Annotated in this window: 18 protein-coding genes; 8 read left to right on the top strand and 10 right to left on the bottom strand. The window is 71.8% G+C overall.

Annotation, left to right across the window (positions count from 1 at the left end):
* Nucleotides 1-162 precede the first annotated feature (162 nt).
* Nucleotides 163-912, bottom strand: coding sequence for a SigE family RNA polymerase sigma factor (locus ACIDOF_RS15525; RefSeq protein ID WP_409006418.1), 750 nt, complete (start codon nt 910-912; stop codon nt 163-165).
* A gap of 244 nt (nt 913-1,156) precedes the next feature.
* Between ACIDOF_RS15525 and afsQ1 the strand changes: the two genes are divergently transcribed.
* The 5 genes from afsQ1 to ACIDOF_RS15500 all read left to right on the top strand — a co-directional run bounded on the left by afsQ1 (nt 1,157) and on the right by ACIDOF_RS15500 (nt 5,078).
* On the top strand, nt 1,157-1,834 hold the full coding sequence (afsQ1, locus tag ACIDOF_RS15520) for a two-component system response regulator AfsQ1 (protein ID WP_282510855.1): 678 nt from the start codon (nt 1,157-1,159) through the stop codon (nt 1,832-1,834).
* On the top strand, nt 1,831-3,396 hold the full coding sequence (locus tag ACIDOF_RS15515) for an ATP-binding protein (protein ID WP_409006417.1): 1,566 nt from the start codon (nt 1,831-1,833) through the stop codon (nt 3,394-3,396). The genes afsQ1 and ACIDOF_RS15515 overlap by 4 nt, the downstream gene beginning before the upstream one ends.
* The gene (locus tag ACIDOF_RS15510; protein ID WP_409006416.1) at nt 3,393-4,079 is read left to right on the top strand and encodes a hypothetical protein; all 687 of its coding nucleotides are present in this window, start codon (nt 3,393-3,395) and stop codon (nt 4,077-4,079) included. Before ACIDOF_RS15515 ends, ACIDOF_RS15510 begins: the two co-directional genes overlap by 4 nt.
* Before the next feature lie 170 nt (nt 4,080-4,249).
* On the top strand, nt 4,250-4,801 hold the full coding sequence (locus ACIDOF_RS15505; RefSeq protein ID WP_409006415.1) for a VanZ family protein: 552 nt from the start codon (nt 4,250-4,252) through the stop codon (nt 4,799-4,801).
* A 76-nt stretch (nt 4,802-4,877) separates the two neighbouring features.
* Nucleotides 4,878-5,078, top strand: a complete 201-nt coding sequence (locus ACIDOF_RS15500; RefSeq protein ID WP_409006414.1) for a PspC domain-containing protein — start codon at nt 4,878-4,880, stop codon at nt 5,076-5,078.
* Between the two features lie 137 nt (nt 5,079-5,215).
* On the opposite strand, the gene ACIDOF_RS15495 is transcribed toward ACIDOF_RS15500, so the two are convergent.
* Entirely contained in the window at nt 5,216-5,545 is a 330-nt protein-coding gene (locus ACIDOF_RS15495; protein ID WP_409006413.1) for an ATP-binding protein, read from the bottom strand.
* Nucleotides 5,546-5,668: 123 nt separating this feature from the next.
* A complete protein-coding gene (locus ACIDOF_RS15490; RefSeq protein ID WP_409006412.1) occupies nt 5,669-6,832 on the bottom strand; it encodes an adenosine deaminase in 1,164 nt (387 codons plus the stop codon).
* A gap of 137 nt (nt 6,833-6,969) precedes the next feature.
* Here ACIDOF_RS15490 and ACIDOF_RS15485 point away from each other — a divergent pair, with 137 nt between their 5' ends.
* On the top strand, nt 6,970-7,728 hold the full coding sequence (locus tag ACIDOF_RS15485; protein ID WP_409006411.1) for an alpha/beta hydrolase: 759 nt from the start codon (nt 6,970-6,972) through the stop codon (nt 7,726-7,728).
* A 277-nt stretch (nt 7,729-8,005) separates the two neighbouring features.
* Here the strand turns inward: ACIDOF_RS15485 and ACIDOF_RS15480 are convergent, their stop codons facing one another.
* Entirely contained in the window at nt 8,006-8,989 is a 984-nt protein-coding gene (locus tag ACIDOF_RS15480) for a LysR family transcriptional regulator (protein ID WP_409006410.1), read from the bottom strand.
* Nucleotides 8,990-9,051: 62 nt separating this feature from the next.
* Between ACIDOF_RS15480 and ACIDOF_RS15475 the strand changes: the two genes are divergently transcribed.
* Complete coding sequence (locus ACIDOF_RS15475) at nt 9,052-10,368, top strand: MFS transporter (protein WP_409006409.1); 1,317 nt, start codon at nt 9,052-9,054, stop codon at nt 10,366-10,368.
* A 155-nt stretch (nt 10,369-10,523) separates the two neighbouring features.
* Nucleotides 10,524-11,525 (top strand): sigma-70 family RNA polymerase sigma factor, encoded by a 1,002-nt coding sequence (locus ACIDOF_RS15470; RefSeq protein WP_409006408.1) that lies wholly within the window; start codon nt 10,524-10,526, stop codon nt 11,523-11,525.
* Here ACIDOF_RS15470 and ACIDOF_RS15465 read toward each other — a convergent pair.
* The 6 genes from ACIDOF_RS15465 to ACIDOF_RS15440 form a co-directional block, all read right to left on the bottom strand.
* On the bottom strand, nt 11,421-11,693 hold the full coding sequence (locus ACIDOF_RS15465; RefSeq protein ID WP_409006444.1) for an STAS domain-containing protein: 273 nt from the start codon (nt 11,691-11,693) through the stop codon (nt 11,421-11,423). The two genes, ACIDOF_RS15470 and ACIDOF_RS15465, sit on opposite strands and share 105 nt — an antisense overlap.
* Before the next feature lie 200 nt (nt 11,694-11,893).
* Complete coding sequence (locus tag ACIDOF_RS15460; protein WP_409006407.1) at nt 11,894-13,171, bottom strand: thymidine phosphorylase; 1,278 nt, start codon at nt 13,169-13,171, stop codon at nt 11,894-11,896.
* Between the two features lie 236 nt (nt 13,172-13,407).
* Nucleotides 13,408-13,809, bottom strand: a complete 402-nt coding sequence (locus ACIDOF_RS15455; RefSeq protein WP_409006406.1) for a cytidine deaminase — start codon at nt 13,807-13,809, stop codon at nt 13,408-13,410.
* Nucleotides 13,806-15,071 (bottom strand): ABC transporter permease, encoded by a 1,266-nt coding sequence (locus ACIDOF_RS15450; protein ID WP_409006405.1) that lies wholly within the window; start codon nt 15,069-15,071, stop codon nt 13,806-13,808. The genes ACIDOF_RS15455 and ACIDOF_RS15450 overlap by 4 nt, the downstream gene beginning before the upstream one ends.
* Nucleotides 15,068-16,213 (bottom strand): ABC transporter permease, encoded by a 1,146-nt coding sequence (locus ACIDOF_RS15445; protein WP_409006404.1) that lies wholly within the window; start codon nt 16,211-16,213, stop codon nt 15,068-15,070. The genes ACIDOF_RS15450 and ACIDOF_RS15445 overlap by 4 nt, the downstream gene beginning before the upstream one ends.
* Entirely contained in the window at nt 16,210-17,865 is a 1,656-nt protein-coding gene (locus ACIDOF_RS15440; RefSeq protein ID WP_409006443.1) for an ABC transporter ATP-binding protein, read from the bottom strand. Before ACIDOF_RS15440 ends, ACIDOF_RS15445 begins: the two co-directional genes overlap by 4 nt.
* Nucleotides 17,866-17,971 lie beyond the last annotated feature (106 nt).

Below are 17,971 nucleotides of genomic sequence, written 5' to 3'. Positions count from 1 at the left end.
CCCGTGGCGGGATCCCCGTTCCCCGTACCCCCGTACTTCCCCCGTGGGCCCCCGTTTCCCTGATTCCCCCGTGTTCCCCCGCTGTTCCCCCGTGGCCCCCCTGGGCCTGTCCGTCGCGTCCCCCGATGCGACGGCCCCCGTGCCTTCGTCGTACGGCGGCTGCTAGGCCACCAGTTCGCCGAAGGACTCCTCCTGGTCACGGCCGAAGCTGAGGACCTCGTCCTCGCGCAGCCGGCGCAGCGACCGCCAGATGCTCGACTTCACCGTGCCGACACTGATGTCGAGGATGTCCGCGATCTCGGGGTCCGTACGGCCCTCGTAGTAGCGGAGCACGAGCATCGTCCGCTGCAGTTCGGGGAGGCGGGCCAGGGCCTGCCAGAGAACCGCGCGCAGCTCCGTGCCGCGCATCGCGTCCGTGTCGCCCACCGTCTCCGGCAGCTCCTCGGTCGGGTACTCGTTCAGCTTGCGGCGGCGCCACGCGCTGATGTGCAGATTGGTCATGGTGCGGCGGAGGTAGCCCCCGACCGCGGCCTTGTCGCTGATCCGGTCCCAGGCGCGGTACGTCGAGAACAGCGCGCTCTGCAGCAGGTCCTCGGCCTCGAACCGGTCGCCGGTCAGGTGGTAGGCGGTGGCGTACAGGGAGGCGCGGCGCTCCTGCACGTAGGCGGTGAACTCCGCCTCCGACAGGGACCGCTCCCCCGAGCCCTCCCCGTACGATCCCCCGTCGCCGACCCCGCCCTTGGGGTGGGAGTCGACCACCGTCATGTAACCGGTGTGCTGTCGCCCGGCGCCTCGGGAACACCCCCGCCCCGCGTGGGCACCGGACTTCTCGTGCCGGTCCGCACTCCGCACGGTCAGGTCGTGCAGACGCGTGACAACTGCGCTCGAGCTGGTGCCGTGCAGATTGTTCATCTCGCGCCTCCCCGTCGTGGAGTGTGGTCCAGGCGCACCGTCCGAGGTCCTCGGCCGGTGCGTTCCGTGTGACCCACAGCCTGCCCCTCGACTTTCATCGCGGTGTCCGTCGACTGTCACAGGCCTGTCACAGGGCCTGTCGGTCACGGGGATCGGCGGTCGCGGCGGCGGTGAAGCCGCAGGTGAACGGCCAGGAGCGCTCCGCCTGTCGAAAGAGGACCGCCCATGCGACAGAATGACCGACGTGCCTTCCCTGTTGCTGATCGAAGACGACGACGCCATCCGCACGGCCCTGGAGCTGTCGCTGACGCGCCAGGGGCATCGTGTGTCCACCGCCGCCACGGGCGAGGACGGTCTGAAGCTGCTGCGCGAACAGCGCCCGGATCTGATCGTTCTCGACGTGATGCTGCCCGGCATCGACGGGTTCGAGGTGTGCCGCCGCATCCGGCGCACGGACCAGTTGCCGATCATCCTGCTCACCGCGCGCAGCGACGACATCGACGTGGTGGTCGGCCTGGAGTCCGGCGCCGACGACTACGTGGTGAAGCCCGTGCAGGGCCGGGTGCTCGACGCCCGCATCCGGGCCGTCCTGCGCCGCGGCGAGCGCGAGGCCAACGACGCGGCGGCCTTCGGCTCCCTCGTCATCGACCGCTCCGCGATGACGGTCACCAAGGACGGCGAGGACCTGCAGCTCACGCCGACCGAGCTGCGGCTCCTGCTCGAACTCAGCCGCAGGCCCGGCCAGGCCCTCTCCCGCCAGCAGCTGCTCCGCCTGGTGTGGGAGCACGACTACCTGGGCGACTCCCGCCTGGTGGACGCGTGTGTGCAGCGGCTGCGCGCCAAGGTCGAGGACGTGCCGTCGTCCCCGACCCTGATCCGCACGGTCCGCGGCGTCGGCTACCGCTTGGACACGCCTCAGTGACAGACGCGCAGGACCGCCCCCGCCGGACCTGGAACAGGGCCCTGTTCTCCGGCCTCCGCCTGACCAGCCTGCGGCTTCGGCTCGTCGTCGTGTTCGGCCTGGTCGCCCTCACCGCGGCCGTCTCCGCCTCCGGCATCGCGTACTGGCTGAACCGCGAGGCCGTCCTCACGCGTACGCAGGACGCGGCGCTCGGCGACTTCAAGGAGGCCATGCAGGACCGCGTCGCCTCGCTGCCGCGGCGGCCCACGAAGGACGAACTCGACCGCGCCGCACGGAACATGGCGCACGGCAGCCAGGGCTACAGCGTCGTCCTGATCGGCGAGAACCCCGACGGCAGGACCGTCGTCGGCACCTCCGAACTGGACGCGTTCACCCTCGACGACGTGCCGGACTCGCTCCGCAAGGCCGTCGAGAACCCGGCCGAGGACAAGTCCGGGGACGAGTCGTACCACCTGTTCTGGCAGCGCCGGGTCGAGGGCGGCACGCCGTATCTCGTGGGCGGTACGCGGGTGATGGGCGACGGCGCCACCGGGTACATGCTCAAGTCCCTGGAGCCGGAGGCGAAGGACCTCAACTCGCTCGCCTGGTCGCTCGGCATCGCCACCGGGCTCGCCCTGATCGGCGCCGCGCTGCTCGCGCAGGCCGCCGCCACGACCGTGCTCAAGCCCGTGCACCGGCTGGGCGTCGCCGCCCGCCGGCTCGGCGAGGGCAAGCTCGACACCCGCCTCAGGGTCTCCGGCACCGACGAACTCGCCGAGCTGTCCCGGACGTTCAACTCCGCGGCCGCGTCCCTGGAGAAGAAGGTCGCGGACATGAGCGCCCGCGAGGAGTCCAGCCGCCGCTTCGTCGCCGACATGTCGCACGAGCTGCGCACCCCGCTCACCGCGATCACCGCCGTCACCGAGGTCCTCGAAGAGGAGGAGGAGAGCCTCGACCCGATGATCGCCCCGGCCGTGCGCCTGGTGGTCAGCGAGACCCGGCGGCTCAATGACCTCGTCGAGAACCTCATGGAGGTCACCCGCTTCGACGCCGGCACCGCCCGCCTCGTCCTCGACGACGTGGACATCGCCGACCAGATCACCGCCTGCATCGACGCCCGCGCCTGGCTCGACGCCGTCGAACTCGACGCCGAGCGCGGCATCATGGCCCGCCTCGACCCGCGCCGCCTCGACGTGATCCTCGCCAACCTGATCGGCAACGCCCTCAAGCACGGCGGCTCCCCGGTCCGCGTCTCCGTACGCGAGGAGACCGGCGCGGACGGGCCCGAGCTGGTGATCTCCGTACGCGACCAGGGGCCCGGCATCCCCGAAGAGGTGCTGCCGCACGTCTTCGACCGGTTCTACAAGGCCAGCGCGTCCCGCCCGCGCTCCGAGGGCAGCGGCCTCGGCCTCTCCATCGCCCTGGAGAACGCCCACATCCACGGCGGCGAGATCACCGCCGCCAACTCCCCCGACGGCGGCGCGGTGTTCACCCTCCGGCTGCCGCAGGACGGCGGCGACAAGGGCGAGGGTGACAAGAACGGCGGAGGCACACAGCCGCAGGCGAAGAAGGCGGACGGATGACGGCACGTACGCGCACTCCGGTACGGGACCAGGGCACCGGCGCCGCACCCCGGCGGACGCGGCTGCGGACCCGGTCGTGGCCCGCGCTCGGCGCCGTCGCCGCCGTGCTCGCCGCCGCCGTCACCGGCTGCGGCATCCGCGCCACCGAGGTCCCGACCGACTTCGGCCCGGCCCCCTCACGGGTGCCCTGCGTGAGCACCGCCGCCGAGGTCACGACCACCCACTCGCACAGCGGCACGGTCCCGGAGGAGATCTTCCTGGTCTGCGGCTCGCAGCTGGTACGCGTCGACCGCGCCGTGAACCTCACGGCCGCCGCCGCCGAGGACCGGGTACGGGTCGCCCAGGCCCTGCTCTCCGAGCTCCGCGAACCGCCCACCGAGGCCGAGGAGCAGGCCGGGTTCACCTCCGACGTCAAGGGCGACCCGAAGGTCACGGGCCCGCGCGGCTCCGACCCGGCGACGGCCCTGCGCCTGAGCACACCGCCCGAGCGCTGGTCCCCGTACGAACTGGCGCAGATCGTGTGCACCTTCGCCGAGAGCGTGGCCGCGGAGCGGGACGGCACGGTGCTGCTCGGCGGGCCCGACGAGGCGTCGCCGCTGCGGCGGTACGAGTGCACGGAGGAGCTCCGGGCCCGCCCCGGAACGGCGCCCGCCCCGGCGGAAACGGTCGAGCCCAGCCCCTAGTGCCTGGGGGCGCGGGGAACTGCGCGCTCAGCCACGACGAAAGCCGCAGACGCATCTGCGGGGTGCATGAGCAGACGCGTCTGCGGCTTTTCGTGGGTTGCTCGCGCAGTTCCTCGCGCCCCTGACGGGGCACTGGAACCGATGGCGCAACGGCGTGCGTCTTGGGATGCGTGCAGCGTCAAGGCAAGGGCGGCAGCATCGATGCCGCGGTCCGTTTCCGCGTGGTGGGAGTCCTCCTACTCCTCGCGCATCTCCTCTTCGTCGCCTGGGTGACGCTGCGTCCGCTGGACGTGCCCTGGGTGAGCGCTCCGAATCTGCAGCCGATGGCCGGCATCAGAGCCGACCTGGCGCTCTCGCCCGTGGAGGCGGCCCACCGGATCGGCGAGAAGCTGCTGCTCCTGGCCCCGCTCGGGGTGCTGCTCCCGCTGGTCGGCGGGCGGCTGCACGCCTCGCCGCTGGTGTCCCTGGCCCGTACCGTCGCCGTGGGCGCGCTGCTCTCCCTCGGCATCGAGCTGCTGCAGACCGGGGTGCCGGGGCAGGTCGTCGACGTCGACTCGCTGCTGCTCAACACCCTCGGCGTGGCCCTGGCGCATCTGGCCGTCGTGCCCGCCGTACGCGCGCGGCTGCGCCGGCGGCCGCTGCGGCTGCTGCGTGCCCGACCCAGGGATGAGGGGTCTCAGGGGTCGACCCCGACGATTCCCAGGGTCGGGATCGCCCCGTAGTCCGATGCTTTGGGCGGGTTCGCGACCGTAGCGTGGAGGGCGTACACAACGAATCCACGTTCGCGAAGGAGCCACCATGACCGCCCTTGTTCGCCCCAGGAACGGACGGATGATCGGCGGAGTGTGCGCAGCGCTGGCCCAGCGCTTCGGCACCTCCGCGACGACGATGCGCGTGATCTTCGTGGTCTCGTGCCTGCTGCCCGGCCCGCAGTTCCTGATCTATCTCGCGCTGTGGCTGCTGCTGCCCGGCGAGAAGAAGGCCACCCCCGCCTGGTAGCCGTACGCCCCGGGGTCCGTCCGCCGACGAGTTGCCCGTACGTACGCATGACAGCGGCGGGGTGCGCGCCTGCAAGGGGGCGCACCCCGCCGCTGCTCGTGGTCCGCGGCCGGGGCAGGCGGCCGCGGACGGATGGGTCAGCCGATGGGCAGGCCCTTGCCGACCGGCAGGCCGCCGATGAGGCCCTTGACCGGGTCGCCGCCGTCGCCGTTGGTCACGGCGTCCGCGGACTGGACCGTGGACAGACCGCCCGCGAGGGCCTTCTGGCCGGTGCCCAGGTGCTGGCCGGCGCCGGCGGGCAGGGCCTTGCCGACCTCCTCGACCGGAAGGGCGGAGGCCACGTTGCCGACGGTCGCGGCGGCGTCGCCCACAGCGGGGGCCACGGCCGCCGCGCTGCCTGCACCGGCAGCGGCGAAAGCGGCACCGAGCGCGGCGACACCGAGGGACTTGGCGGCAGAGTGCTTCATGGTGAATACGTCCTCGTGACGGGGATGGAGCGGTCTCGCAAGCTATCCACGGCCCGCAGGAGCCCGCAAACACCAAAACGCCTCGAAAAAAGGCCGGGAACAAATGTCCCGGCCTTTTTCGATTTACGCCTCCGAGTCCGCCGGAGCCACAGAACCCCTGGTGGAAGCGGTCTGCTGGAACAGCCACTCGGATTTCAGCTCGGCATAGCCCGGCTTGATCACGTCATTGATCATGGCCAGTCGTTCATCGAAAGGAATGAACGCTGATTTCATCGCATTGACTGTGAACCACTGCATGTCGTCGAGCGTGTAGCCGAAGGCGTCGACCAGGTGCTCGAACTCGCGGCTCATGCTCGTGCCGGACATCAGACGGTTGTCGGTGTTGACCGTCGCCCGGAAGTGCAGCCGGCGCAGCAGCCCGATGGGGTGCTCGGCGTACGAGGTGGCCGCGCCCGTCTGCAGGTTGGACGTCGGGCACATCTCCAGCGGGATGCGCTTGTCCCGGACGTACGAGGCGAGGCGGCCCAGCTTGACCGTGCCGTCGTCGGCGATCTGGATGTCGTCGATGATGCGGACGCCGTGGCCGAGGCGGTCCGCGCCGCACCACTGCAGGGCCTGCCAGATGGAGGGGAGCCCGAAGGCCTCGCCCGCGTGGATCGTGAAGTGGTTGTTCTCGCGCTTGAGGTACTCGAACGCGTCCAGGTGGCGGGTGGGCGGGAAGCCCGCCTCGGCGCCCGCGATGTCGAAGCCGACGACGCCCGAGTCCCGGTAGCGGTTGGCGAGTTCGGCGATCTCCAGGGCGCGGGCCGCGTGCCGCATCGCGGTGAGCAGGGCGCCGACGCGGATGCGGTGGCCGTTCGCCTTCGCGCGCCGCTCGCCCTCACGGAAGCCGGCGTTGACCGCCTCGACGACCTCTTCGAGGGTGAGGCCCTTCTCCAGGTGCTGCTCCGGCGCGTACCGGATCTCCGCGTAGACCACGCCGTCCTCGGCCAGGTCCTCGGCGCACTCGGCGGCGACCCGGAACAGGGCGCCCTTGGTCTGCATGACGGCGCAGGTGTGGGCGAACGTCTCCAGGTAGCGCGGCAGCGAACCGGAGTCGGCGGCCTCGCGGAACCAGATGCCGAGCTTGTCGGCCTCGGTCTCGGGGAGGGCCTCGTACCCGACTTCGCGGGCGAGATCGATGATCGTGCCGGGGCGCAGGCCGCCGTCGAGATGGTCGTGCAGCAGCACCTTCGGGGCCCGCCGGATCTGCTCCGGGGCCGGTGCGGGAGTGGTCTGGCTCGTCATTTCCGCACTGTAACGCCTACGCGCGTAGATGTCTGCGGTCGTCCCGCTCTTCGATACGGAACCGTGGCCGGTGTCGATACGCAACAGTGACCGGCACTTGGGCTTCCGTACACCTGTGCTTCTGAGAGTGTTCTGCCATGGCACAGCAAGCAATGCCCTTGCCCGGCACGCGACTTGGCCGACTCATCGGTACGGAGAGCTCCGCCGTCAGCGGGGTCGTCCTGCTGCTGCCGGGCGGCGCCGAGGTGTCCACGCGCCGCCCCTCGCCGCTGGCCGTGAACACGGCGCGGACGCTCGGACGGCACCTGGTGCGGGCCGGGCGCGGGGAGGGCCTCGTCGGCCATGTCGTGCACTACGGCCGGCGCGGCTGGAACGGCACGGACGCCCTCCCGGCCCGCGACGCCGGCTGGGCGGTGGAGGAGGTCGTACGGCGGTACGGGGACGTGCCCGTGTGCCTCGCCGGGATCGACATGGGCGGGCGGGCCGCGCTGCACGCCGCGGGGCACCCGGCCGTCAACTCGGTGCTGGCGCTTGCCCCTTGGCTGCCGGAGGACGACGTGGCGGTGGCGCCCGAACCGGTGAAGCAGCTGGGCGGGCGGCGGGTGCTGATCGTGCACGGCACGAACGACGAGCGCACCGATCCCGAGCTGTCGTTCCGGTACGCGGAGCGGGTGAAGAAGGCGAACCGGGACACGTGCAGGTTCGAGGTGCACTCGGACGGGCACGGGCTGCATCAGCACCGGGCGGAGGTGGCGGCGCTCGCGACGGACTTCGTCCTCGGGTGCCTTTTCGGCCGCGACTTCTCCCGGCCGGTCGCCGACGCGCTCGCGGCTCCACCGCCGCTGGGGTTGCGGATGCCTCTCGCCTCCGGCTTCGGGCGGTCGCTGCGGGGGTAGGGGGCGCGGGCCTCTCTATCCCCCTCCCCGCCCCTTCCCCAAAGTCCTGCGGACAGCCACGGGGGCCAGCCCCCGGACCCCCGCTCCTCAAACGCCGGAGGGGCTGATTTTCAGGGGCGCGGGGAACTGCGCGACCAGCCACAGCACAGCCGCAGACAAAAGACGGACTGGGGTACGGGGCGAAGCCCCGAAGCGGGGGCCGGGGCAGCAGCCCCGGAGCTGTCCGCTGAGGACTTTCGGGAAGGGGCGGGTAGGGGAAGAGCCGCCCCGCAGGGGCCTACGGCAGCAATCGTCCCCGGCGCCCCAGCAAGAACTGGCGGAACGCCGCCACCGGCGGAGGCGCCGGGCGGTCGGCGAGCCAGGCCACGCCGATCTCCCGTACCGCCCGCGGCGCCGTGACCGTCAGTTCCACCACGCCCGGGCGGGCGAACGCCGGCGGGGGCAGGAGGGCGACGCCGAGGCCCGCCGCCACCAGCCCGCGCAGCGTCTCCGCCTCCTCCCCCTCGAACGCGACCCGCGGCCTGAACCCCGCCTGCGCGCACAGGTCGTCCGTGATCCGGCGCAGCCCGAAGGGCGGTTCGAGGGTCACGAAGGCCTCCTCGGCGGCCTCCGCGAGCCGGACCCGCTTGCGGGAGGCGAGCCGGTGGTCCTCGGGTACGACGAGCCGCAGCCGCTGCTCGTCGAGGCGCCGCGCGACCAGGTCGGGCGCGGCCGGCACGGGCGAGGTGAGGCACAGGTCGAGCTCGCCCGCCCGCATCCGTTCCAGCATCCACTCGCCGTAGTTCTGGACGAGGGAGAACCGCACCCGGGGGTGGTCGACCCGGAACTCCCGGATCAGCGCGGGCACCGTCTCCGAGCCCATCGTGTGCAGAAAGCCGAAGGCGACCTTCCCCGCCTCCGGGTCCGCGTCCGCGCGTACCGTCTCCGCCGCCCGCTCCACCTCGCCGAGCGCCCGCTCCACCGAGCCGAGGAACGTACGGCCCGCGGGCGTGAGCGAGAGCGTACGGCCGTGCCGGGCGAACAGGTCGACGCCCAGGTCCTGTTCGAGCCGTACGAGCGCCCGCGACAGCGTGGACTGCGGGACCTGGAGCTCCTGCGCGGCGCGCGTGACGTGCTCGGTGCGGGCGACCGCGGCGAAGTACGCGAGGCGCGGCGCGAGCACCGCCGGCCAGGAGTCGGCGGCGGGCTCCACGGACCTGCCGATGTCTTCTGGGTAACTGTTCTGCGACAGCCGCCGCCGTGAGCTGCTCTCATGCACCATGGGAACGATTCTGGCCTGTTCGTGCATTGGACGCATCAGCCGTGCGTGCCTACGTTCGACGTATGCCACCTGCCAGTAGCAAGGCGTCCGCTCCACCCGCGGGCGCCCTCACCTCCGCATCCCCTTCCTCCTCCCCCGCTCCCGCCCCGGCCGAGACCGACACGCGTCTCGCCCCCGGCGGCCCCGGCTACCGCCGGATGAGCTTCGCCCTCTTCGCCGCGGGCCTCGCCACCTTCGCCCTGCTGTACTCGACGCAGGCCCTGCTCCCCGCGATCTCCGCGGACTTCGCCGTCGCCGCCGACACGGCGAGCTGGACGGTCTCCGCGGCGACCGGCGCCCTCGCCCTGTTCGTCCTGCCGCTGAGCGCGCTCTCGGAGCGGTTCGGGCGGCGCACGATGATGACCTGGTCCCTGACCGTCGCCGTCGTCGTCGGACTGCTCGTGCCGTTCGCGCCCGACCTCGGCTGGCTGATCGCGCTGCGCGCCGTGCAGGGCGCCGCGCTCGCCGGTCTGCCCGCGTCGGCGATGGCGTACCTGGCGGAGGAGGTACGTCCGAAGGCGCTGGTCGCCGCGATCGGCCTGTTCGTCGCGGGCAACTCCATCGGTGGCATGAGCGGCCGCGTCGTGACCGGTTGGGTCGCGCAGGCCTGGGACTGGCGCGCGGCGCTCGCCGCGGTGGGCCTGATGGCCCTGGTGTGCGCGGTCGTCTTCCGGCTGCTGCTGCCGCGGCCCCGCCATTTCAGGGCCGGTTCGCTGCGCCCGCGGGTCCTGGCCCGCACCGTCCGCGGCCACCTCGCCAACCCGCTGCTGCTGCGCCTGTACGTGATCGGCGCGCTGTTCATGACGGTGTTCGGCGCCGTGTACACGGTGATCGGCTACCGGCTCGTGGACGCCCCGTTCTCGCTGCCGCAGGGCGTGGTCGGCTCGATCTTCCTGGTCTACCTGGTCGGCACGGTCTCCTCGGCCGCCGCGGGCAAGCTCGTCGGGCGGCTCGGGCGGCGCGGCGCGCTGTACCTGGCCGTCGGCACGACCGCCGTCGGGCTGCTGCTGTCGCTCGCCGACTCGCTGGCCGCGGTCCTGCTCGGCCTGGTCCTGATCACCGCCGGCTTCTTCGCGGGGCACGCCGTGGCGTCCTCCTCGGTGAGCCGCACGGCGACCGAGGGCCGCGCGCAGGCCTCCGCCCTGTACCAGTCGATGTACTACCTGGGCTCCAGCGTCGGCGGCACCCTCGGCGCCTTCGCCTTCCACTCGGCGGGCTGGCCCGGCACGGTGCTGCTCGGCCTGCTCGCGGTGCTCGGCGTGGTGTCGGTGACGCTGTACGGCTCGCACGCGGCGCGCGTCGAGCGCCGGGTCCTGGTGGCCGCCGCGGCCCACCGCTGACGCCTCAGGACCGTGCCCCCGCGGCGCCCGCCGTACCCCTCAACTGCCGCTCCGCGGCTGGTTTTCCCCGCTCTCGCGCGATTGTCAGTGCCGTCCTGTAGCTTCCGAAGTACTGGTCGAGGCACGCCGTACGAGCGGCAGTTGAGGTGGACCCCATGAGTGATCTGGCAACGACGCAGAGTGAGCTCGACGCCGGCATGCAGAAGTACCGCACGGAGCTGACGGGTTACTGCTACCGCATGCTCGGCTCCGGCTTCGAGGCCGAGGACGCCGTGCAGGAGACCCTGGTCCGCGCCTGGCGGGCGTACGACAAGTTCGAGGGCCGCTCCTCGCTGCGCTCCTGGCTCTACCGCATCGCGACGAACGTGTGCCTGGACATGCTGAACGCCGGCAAGAAGCGCGCCCTCCCGATGGACCTCACGGAGCGCGGCCGCCAGGCCACGGCCCAGCTCAACCCGCACCCCGAGGCGACCTGGCTGGAGCCGGTCCCGGACAGCCAGATCCTGCCCTCCACCGCGGACCCGGCGGAGACGGCCGTGGCCCGCGAGTCGGTGCGGCTCGCGTTCGTCGCCGCGCTGCAGAAGCTGCCCGCCAAGCAGCGGGCCGTGCTGATCCTGCGCGAGGTCCTCGCCTGGAAGGCCAGTGAGGTCGCCGAGCTCCTGAACACCTCGGTCGCCTCGGTGAACAGCGCCCTGCAGCGCGCCCGCGCCACCCTCGCCGAGTCCCCGGCCCAGGAGACCGACCCGGCGGACGAGCTGGACAAGGACCAGCAGGACCTCCTGCGGCGCTACATGGACGCGTTCCAGGGGTACGACATGAAGGCCCTGGCCGCCGTCCTGCACGACGACGCGATCATGACGATGCCGCCGTTCGACCTGTGGCTGAAGGGGCACGACGACATCCTGGCGTTCCTGGTCAACCAGGGTGCGGGCTGCCGCGGCTCCAAGCTGCTGCCCACGGTCGCCAACGGCACGCCCGCCTTCGCGCACTACAAGCCGGACCCGGAGGGCTCCGACGTCATGGTGCCGTGGGCGCTGCAGATCATCGAGACGTCAGGCGGCCGGATCAGTGGGTTCCACTGCTTCCTGGACACCAAGCGGTGGTTCCCCCTCTTCGGCTTCCCCGAACAGCTCGCCAAGGCCGACCAGGGCGAGTAGCCCGGTGAGCCGCGGGTCGGGATCCCGGATGCGCATCCCGGCCCCGGCTCTGCGCGCGGCGAGCCGCAGCCGCGCGAGCGCTTCGACCGCGGCCATGTCCGGTACGTCGAGGGCGCCGGCGTCGCAGACCACCTCGGTCGCGCCGGTGGCCCTGAGCCCTGCGGTCATCTGCTCGCACAGCTGCGGGACCTCGTGCCGGGCGACCCGGGCGCCGAGACCGACGACGAGCGGTTCGGTTGCCTTCACACAGAGGAGACCGCCCCACCCCCCGGAACTCATCGCAGCGTGCGCCCTCTTCACGCTACGCACACACGGCCACGGCGGGGCCTCCGGCCACGGCGAGCAGCTCGGCGGCCCCCGGCCGCGGCTCAGGCGATGCGGTCGATGACGATCGGGCTCGGCGTGAATGCCGTGCCCGCCGGGGCGATGTCGTAGGCCGAGTCCAGGGACTCCAGGGCGTACTCGAAGCGCTCCGGGGTGTCCGTGTGGAGGGTGAGCAGGGGCTGCCCGGCCTTCACCGTGTCGCCGGGCTTGGCGTGCAGCTCGACGCCCGCGGCGGCCTGCACCGGGTCCTCCTTGCGGGCGCGTCCGGCGCCGAGCCGCCAGGCCGCGACGCCCACGTCGTACGCGTCGAGGCGGGTGAGGACGCCGTCCGTCGGGGCCGCGACGATCTGCTGCTCGCGCGCGATCGGCAGATCCGCGTCCGGGTCGCCGCCCTGCGCGGCGATCATGCGGCGCCACACGTCCATGGCCGAGCCGTCGGCGAGTGCCTTCGCCGGGTCGGCGTCCTTCAGGCCGGCCGCGTCGAGCATCTCGCGGGCCAGGGCGAGGGTCAGCTCGACCACGTCGGCGGGGCCGCCGCCCGCCAACACCTCGACGGATTCCCGCACTTCGAGGGCGTTGCCCGCGGTCAGGCCGAGCGGGGTCGCCATGTCGGTGAGCAGGGCGACGGTGCGGACGCCGTGGTCGGTGCCCAACCCCACCATGGTTTCGGCGAGTTCACGCGCGTCCGCCTCGGTCTTCATGAACGCGCCGGAGCCGACCTTCACGTCGAGGACGAGCGAGCCCGTGCCCTCGGCGATCTTCTTGCTCATGATCGAGGAGGCGATCAGCGGGATGGCCTCGACGGTGCCGGTGACGTCGCGCAGCGCGTACAGCTTCTTGTCGGCGGGAGCCAGGCCGTCGCCCGCCGCGCAGATCACCGCGCCCGTGGTGTCCAGGACGTGCAGCATCTCCTCGTTGGACAGCAGCGCGCGCCAGCCGGGGATGGACTCCAGCTTGTCGAGGGTGCCGCCGGTGTGGCCGAGGCCGCGGCCGCTGAGCTGCGGTACGGCGGCGCCGCAGGCCGCGACGAGCGGGGCGAGCGGGAGCGTGATCTTGTCGCCGACGCCGCCGGTGGAGTGCTTGTCCGCGGTGGGGCGGCTGAGGCTCGAGAAGTCCATCCGCTCACCGGAGTTGATCATCGCTGCGGTCCAGCGGGCGATCTCGGGGCGGGTCATGCCGTTGAGGAGGATCGCCATCGCGAGGGCGGACATCTGCTCGTCCGCGACGGCTCCGCGGGTGTAGGCGTCGATGACCCAGTCGATCTGGTCGTCGGTGAGGGCCTGCTTGTCGCGCTTCGCGCGGATGACGCTGATGACGTCCATGTGGTCACCTTCCAGGTGCGGGTGGTTGGTGGTTGCGGCACCCCGGGGGCTCCGCCCCCGGACCCCCGCTCCTCAAACGCCGGAGGGGCTGAATTCAGCTCCCCCAGAGGCTGGTTTTTCAGGGGCGCGGGGAACTGCGCGACCAGCCACGACGAAAGCCGCAGCCGAACGAACAGCGGCGCGGCCCGCGGCGCCGGCCGCATATCGGACACGGCCGGGAGGGGGCGGGGAGGGGATCAAGTCAGGTGGGACGGGCCGAAGGGCTGGGGGAGCATCTCCACCAGGGGAAGGACACCTTCCGGCGTCTCCAACAGCAGCCCGGGCCCCCCGAATTCGTACAGCAACTGCCGACAGCGGCCGCACGGCACGAGCACGGCACCCGCCCCGTCCACACACGTGAAGTGCGTGAGCCGGCCGCCGCCGGACAGCTGGAGCGCCGACACCAGGCCACACTCCGCGCACAGACCGAGCCCGTACGAGGCGTTCTCCACGTTGCAGCCGCTGACGACGCGGCCGTCGTCGACCAGGGCCGCCGCGCCGACCGGGTAGCCCGAATACGGGGCGTACGCACGGGACATGGCGTCCCGGGCGGCGACGCGCAGGGCGTCCCAGTCGACGTCGACGGCGGCCTGTGTCACTTGCCCTGTCCCCTTCGGTACGGCTTGCCGTTCGCCCTCGGCATCCGCAGGCGCTGCGCGGACAGGGAGAGGACGAGGAGGGTCACCACGTACGGCGTGGCGGTGACGACCTGGGTCGGGACCTCCGTCGTGGTGGCGTACCAAGCAAACACCAGGGCGGAGACGGCGACGGAGATGACCGCGCCGACGTACTTCTTGCGCAGCACCAGCCAGATCGCGCCGATCAGGACGAGGATCGCGAGCAGGAGCAGCAGGGCGTGGACGTTCTCGGTGCCGCCGCGGAGCTTGAGGCTGTCGGTGTAGCCGAACAGGCCGGCGCCGAGGGCGAGTCCGCCCGGCATCCAGTTGCCGAAGATCATCGCGGCGAGGCCGATGTAGCCGCGGCCGCCGGTCTGGCCCTCCAGGTAGAAGGGGTTGGCGACGATGGAGAGGAACGCGCCGCCGAGACCCGCGAGGCCGCCGGAGATGATCACCGCGAGGTACTTGTACTTGTAGACGTTGACGCCGAGGGACTCCGCCGCCGTCGGGTTCTCGCCGCAGGAGCGCAGGCGCAGACCGAACGAGGTGCGCCACAGCACCCACCAGCTGGCCGGGACCAGGGCGAGGGCGACGAGCGTGAGCGGCGACATGTCGGTGACGAGTCCGCCGAGCAGGCCCGCGATGTCGGAGATCAGGAACCAGCCCTTGTCGTTCAGGGTCTGCAGGCCGTCGGAGAGGCCCGGCACGGAGAACTGGCCGAGGGACTCCACGGGCGGCGACTGCTTGGACGTGCCCTGCGGGACGCCCTCGAAGGCGAACGCGGAGACGTACCGGGTGGCGCCCAGGGCGAGGATGTTGATGGCCACACCGGAGACGATGTGGTTGACGTTGAACGTGACCGTGACGATCGCGTGCAGCAGGCCGCCGATCGCGCCGCCGAGGACGCCGGCGAGGACGCCGACCCACGGGCCCCACTGGTAGCCGGCCCAGGCGCCGAACCAGGTGCCGAGGATCAGCATGCCTTCGAGGCCGATGTTGATGACGCCGGAGCGCTCGGCCCACAGTCCGCCCAGTCCGGCCATGCCGATCGGCACGGCCAGCTTGAGGGCGGTGGACATCTGGCTGACGTTGGTGATGCCGTCGGCGCCGGTGACGAGGCGGACGACGGAGGTGAGGGCCAGTACGCCCGCGATGATCAGCAGGAGCACCGGCAGCGAGACGCGGCGGCGGCCGGGTGCGGATGCGGCGGCGGGCCGCTTGTCGAGGGCGGGTGCCGTGCTCATCGGGCCGCCACCTCCTTGTCGTTGTCGTCCCCGGAGGTGCCGGAGTTGCCTTCCGCGCCGATGACATGGCCCGCGGCGATCTCCTCGCCGACGCGCTGCTGCTGGCGGCGCAGGCCCCAGCGGCCCACGGCCTCGTAGCTGACGACGACCGCGATGACGATCAGGCCCTGCATGATGACGGCGATCTCGGTGTCGTAGCCGCGGTAGTCCAGCTCCGCCGAGGCCTTGTCGAGGAAGGCCCACAGCAGCGAGGCGAAGGCGATGCCGACAGGCCCGCCGCGGCCGAGCAGCGCGATGCCGATCGCGGTGAAGCCGAGCGACGTCGGGAACGACAGGCTGTACGTGTGCGTGTCGTTGAGCAGCGTCGGCATGCCCGCGAGGCCCGCGACCGCGCCGGAGAGCAGCATCGCGGTGAGGACCATCCGCTTGGCGTTGACACCGGAGGCCGCGGCGGCGGACTCGGAGGCGCCGGTGGCCCGCAGGTCGAAGCCGAAGCGGGTGCGGTTGAGGACCACCCAGTACGCGACGCCGAGGGCGACGGCGACGAAGACGAAGCCGTACAGCTCGCCGGCCGCGCCGAGGTCGAGGTTGGGGAACCAGCCGGACTCGTGCATCTCGCCGGTGGTCTTGTTGTTGCCCTGCTGGACGCCGAAGACCGAGGGCAGCGTGAAGTAGCCGATGACGGCGGTCGCGATGGAGTTCAGCATGATCGTCGCGACGACCTCGCTGACCCCGCGGGTGACCTTGAGGAGACCCGCGATGCCCGCCCAGAACGCGCCGGTCAGCGCGGCCACCAGGACCAGCAGCGGCAGCTGCAGGGCGCCCGGCAGCGCGACCTTGGCGCCGACGACGGCGGTCACCATGGCGGCGAGGCGGTACTGGCCCTCGACGCCGATGTTGAACAGGTTCATGCGGAAGCCGATGGCGACTGCGAGCGCCGCGATGTAGTAACCGGCGGCGGCGTTGAGGATCAGCACCTGGATGTCGGCGAAGCCCGCCTGCTCCAGCATGATCGCGTACGGCTCGAACGGGTTCTTGCCCGAGGCGAGCAGCACCACCGAGGTCAGGAGCACGGCGACGACCAGTGCGATCACCGGTCCCGCCAGGCCGAGGAGCAGCCGCTCCCTGTCGAACTTCTTCATCGGGCCTCGTCCTCCGGGGCGGCGTCTTCGGTGTGGGCCGGCTGGTCGGTGTCCTGCTCCAGGTGGCCGGAGGCGGCACCCGTCATCGCCGAGCCCAGTTGCTCCGGCGTGATGGTGGCCGGGTCGGCGTCCGCGACGAGCCGGCCGCGGTAGATCACCCGCAGCGTGTCGGAGAGGCCGATCAGCTCGTCCAGGTCGGCGGAGATCAGCAGGACGGCGAGGCCCTCGCGGCGGGCCTCCCGGATCTGGTCCCAGATCTGCGCCTGCGCGCCGACGTCCACACCGCGGGTCGGGTGGGCGGCGATCAGGAAGCGCGGCTTGTGGCTCATCTCGCGGCCGACGATCAGCTTCTGCTGGTTGCCGCCGGACAGCGAGGCCGCGGTGACGTCGATGCCGGGAGTGCGTACGTCGTACTCCTCGACGATGCGGCGGGTGTCGTCCTGGGCCGACTTGAGGTCGAGCCAGACGCCCTTGCTGTTGGGCTTCTCGGTGACGTGGCCGAGGATGCGGTTCTCCCAGAGCGGGGACTCCAGGAGCAGTCCGTGCCGGTGCCGGTCCTCGGGGATGTAGCCGATGCCCTGCTCGCGGCGCTTGCGGGTGGGCCAGGAGGTGATCTCCTCGGTCTCGCCCGCGGTCTTCCGTCCGGCCTCGGCGCCCTCGGCCTGCAGCTCGACGGCGGCCAGGCGGAGCGTGCCGGAGTCGGCGTGCTTGAGGCCGATGAGCGCGTCGACGAGCTCGGTCTGGCCGTTGCCCTCGACGCCCGCGAGGCCCAGGACCTCGCCCTCGTGGATGGTGAACGAGATGTCGTCGAGCAGCGCACGGCCGCCCTCGCCGAGCAGCTTGAGGTTCTTGACCTCGATGACCGGGCGGTCGGTGACGGTGGACTCGGCGGTCTCGGGCGTGGGCAGTTCGCTGCCGACCATCAGCTCGGCGAGCTGCTTGGTGGTGGTCTCGGCCGGGACGACGGTGCCGACGGTGGTGCCGCGCCGGATCACGGTGATCTCGTCGGCGACGGAGAGGACCTCGCCGAGCTTGTGCGAGATGAAGATGACGGAGAGGCCCTCGGCCTTGAGCTCGCGCAGGTTGTCGAAGAGCGCGTCGACCTCCTGCGGGACGAGCACCGCGGTGGGCTCGTCGAGGATCAGGGTGGTGGCGCCGCGGTAGAGGACCTTGAGGATCTCCACGCGCTGCCGGGCGGCGACGCCGAGGGTCTCGACGAGGGCGTCGGGGCGTACGTCGAGGCCGTACCGGTCGGAGAGTTCGACGATCTTGGCGCGGGCCTTGGCGCCGATGCCGTGCAGCTTCTCGCTGCCGAGGACGACGTTCTCCAGGACGGTCAGGTTGTCGGCGAGCATGAAGTGCTGGTGCACCATGCCGATGCCGCGGTCGATGGCGTCGCCGGGCGAGGCGAACGTGACCTGCTTCCCGTCGACGGCGATGGTGCCCTCGTCCGGCTTCTGCATGCCGTAGAGGATCTTCATCAGGGTGGACTTGCCGGCGCCGTTCTCCCCGCACAGGGCGTGCACGGTGCCCTTGCGGACCGCGAGGTGGATGTCGTGGTTGGCGACGACACCGGGGAAGCGCTTGGTGATTCCGGTGAGTTCGACGGCGTTGGCCGTTCCCGCCTGCGGCGGGCTGCTGGACGTGGCGATGGCGCACTCTCCTGGGAAAGGGGGCCATCTACACGCGTAGCGCCCCTACTTGGTGTCGGACGGTCGGCCGACGGGGCGCCGGGAGGAATCGTCCTCCCTGCGCCCC

Origin of the sequence: Streptomyces sp. Da 82-17 (genome assembly GCF_046098215.1) — a bacterium.
In the GTDB taxonomy this organism is placed as follows: Bacteria; Actinomycetota; Actinomycetes; order Streptomycetales; family Streptomycetaceae; genus Streptomyces.
The sequence above is the reverse complement of the archived record's forward strand: the minus strand, read 5'-3'. Positions and strand labels throughout refer to the sequence as shown.

What these genes read in the sequence shown, in the direction of transcription:
- ACIDOF_RS15525 (WP_409006418.1), bottom strand. Translation starts at nt 912, where the DNA reads ATGAACAATCTGCACGGCACCAGCTCGAGCGCAGTTGTCACGCGTCTG.
- ACIDOF_RS15510 (WP_409006416.1), top strand. Translation starts at nt 3,393, where the DNA reads ATGACGGCACGTACGCGCACTCCGGTACGGGACCAGGGCACCGGCGCC.
- ACIDOF_RS15500 (WP_409006414.1), top strand. Translation starts at nt 4,878, where the DNA reads ATGACCGCCCTTGTTCGCCCCAGGAACGGACGGATGATCGGCGGAGTG.
- ACIDOF_RS15495 (WP_409006413.1), bottom strand. Translation starts at nt 5,545, where the DNA reads ATGAAGCACTCTGCCGCCAAGTCCCTCGGTGTCGCCGCGCTCGGTGCC.
- ACIDOF_RS15490 (WP_409006412.1), bottom strand. Translation starts at nt 6,832, where the DNA reads ATGACGAGCCAGACCACTCCCGCACCGGCCCCGGAGCAGATCCGGCGG.
- ACIDOF_RS15485 (WP_409006411.1), top strand. Translation starts at nt 6,970, where the DNA reads ATGGCACAGCAAGCAATGCCCTTGCCCGGCACGCGACTTGGCCGACTC.
- ACIDOF_RS15480 (WP_409006410.1), bottom strand. Translation starts at nt 8,989, where the DNA reads ATGGTGCATGAGAGCAGCTCACGGCGGCGGCTGTCGCAGAACAGTTAC.
- ACIDOF_RS15475 (WP_409006409.1), top strand. Translation starts at nt 9,052, where the DNA reads ATGCCACCTGCCAGTAGCAAGGCGTCCGCTCCACCCGCGGGCGCCCTC.
- ACIDOF_RS15470 (WP_409006408.1), top strand. Translation starts at nt 10,524, where the DNA reads ATGAGTGATCTGGCAACGACGCAGAGTGAGCTCGACGCCGGCATGCAG.
- ACIDOF_RS15465 (WP_409006444.1), bottom strand. Translation starts at nt 11,693, where the DNA reads ATGACCGCAGGGCTCAGGGCCACCGGCGCGACCGAGGTGGTCTGCGAC.
- ACIDOF_RS15460 (WP_409006407.1), bottom strand. Translation starts at nt 13,171, where the DNA reads ATGGACGTCATCAGCGTCATCCGCGCGAAGCGCGACAAGCAGGCCCTC.
- ACIDOF_RS15450 (WP_409006405.1), bottom strand. Translation starts at nt 15,071, where the DNA reads ATGAGCACGGCACCCGCCCTCGACAAGCGGCCCGCCGCCGCATCCGCA.
- ACIDOF_RS15445 (WP_409006404.1), bottom strand. Translation starts at nt 16,213, where the DNA reads ATGAAGAAGTTCGACAGGGAGCGGCTGCTCCTCGGCCTGGCGGGACCG.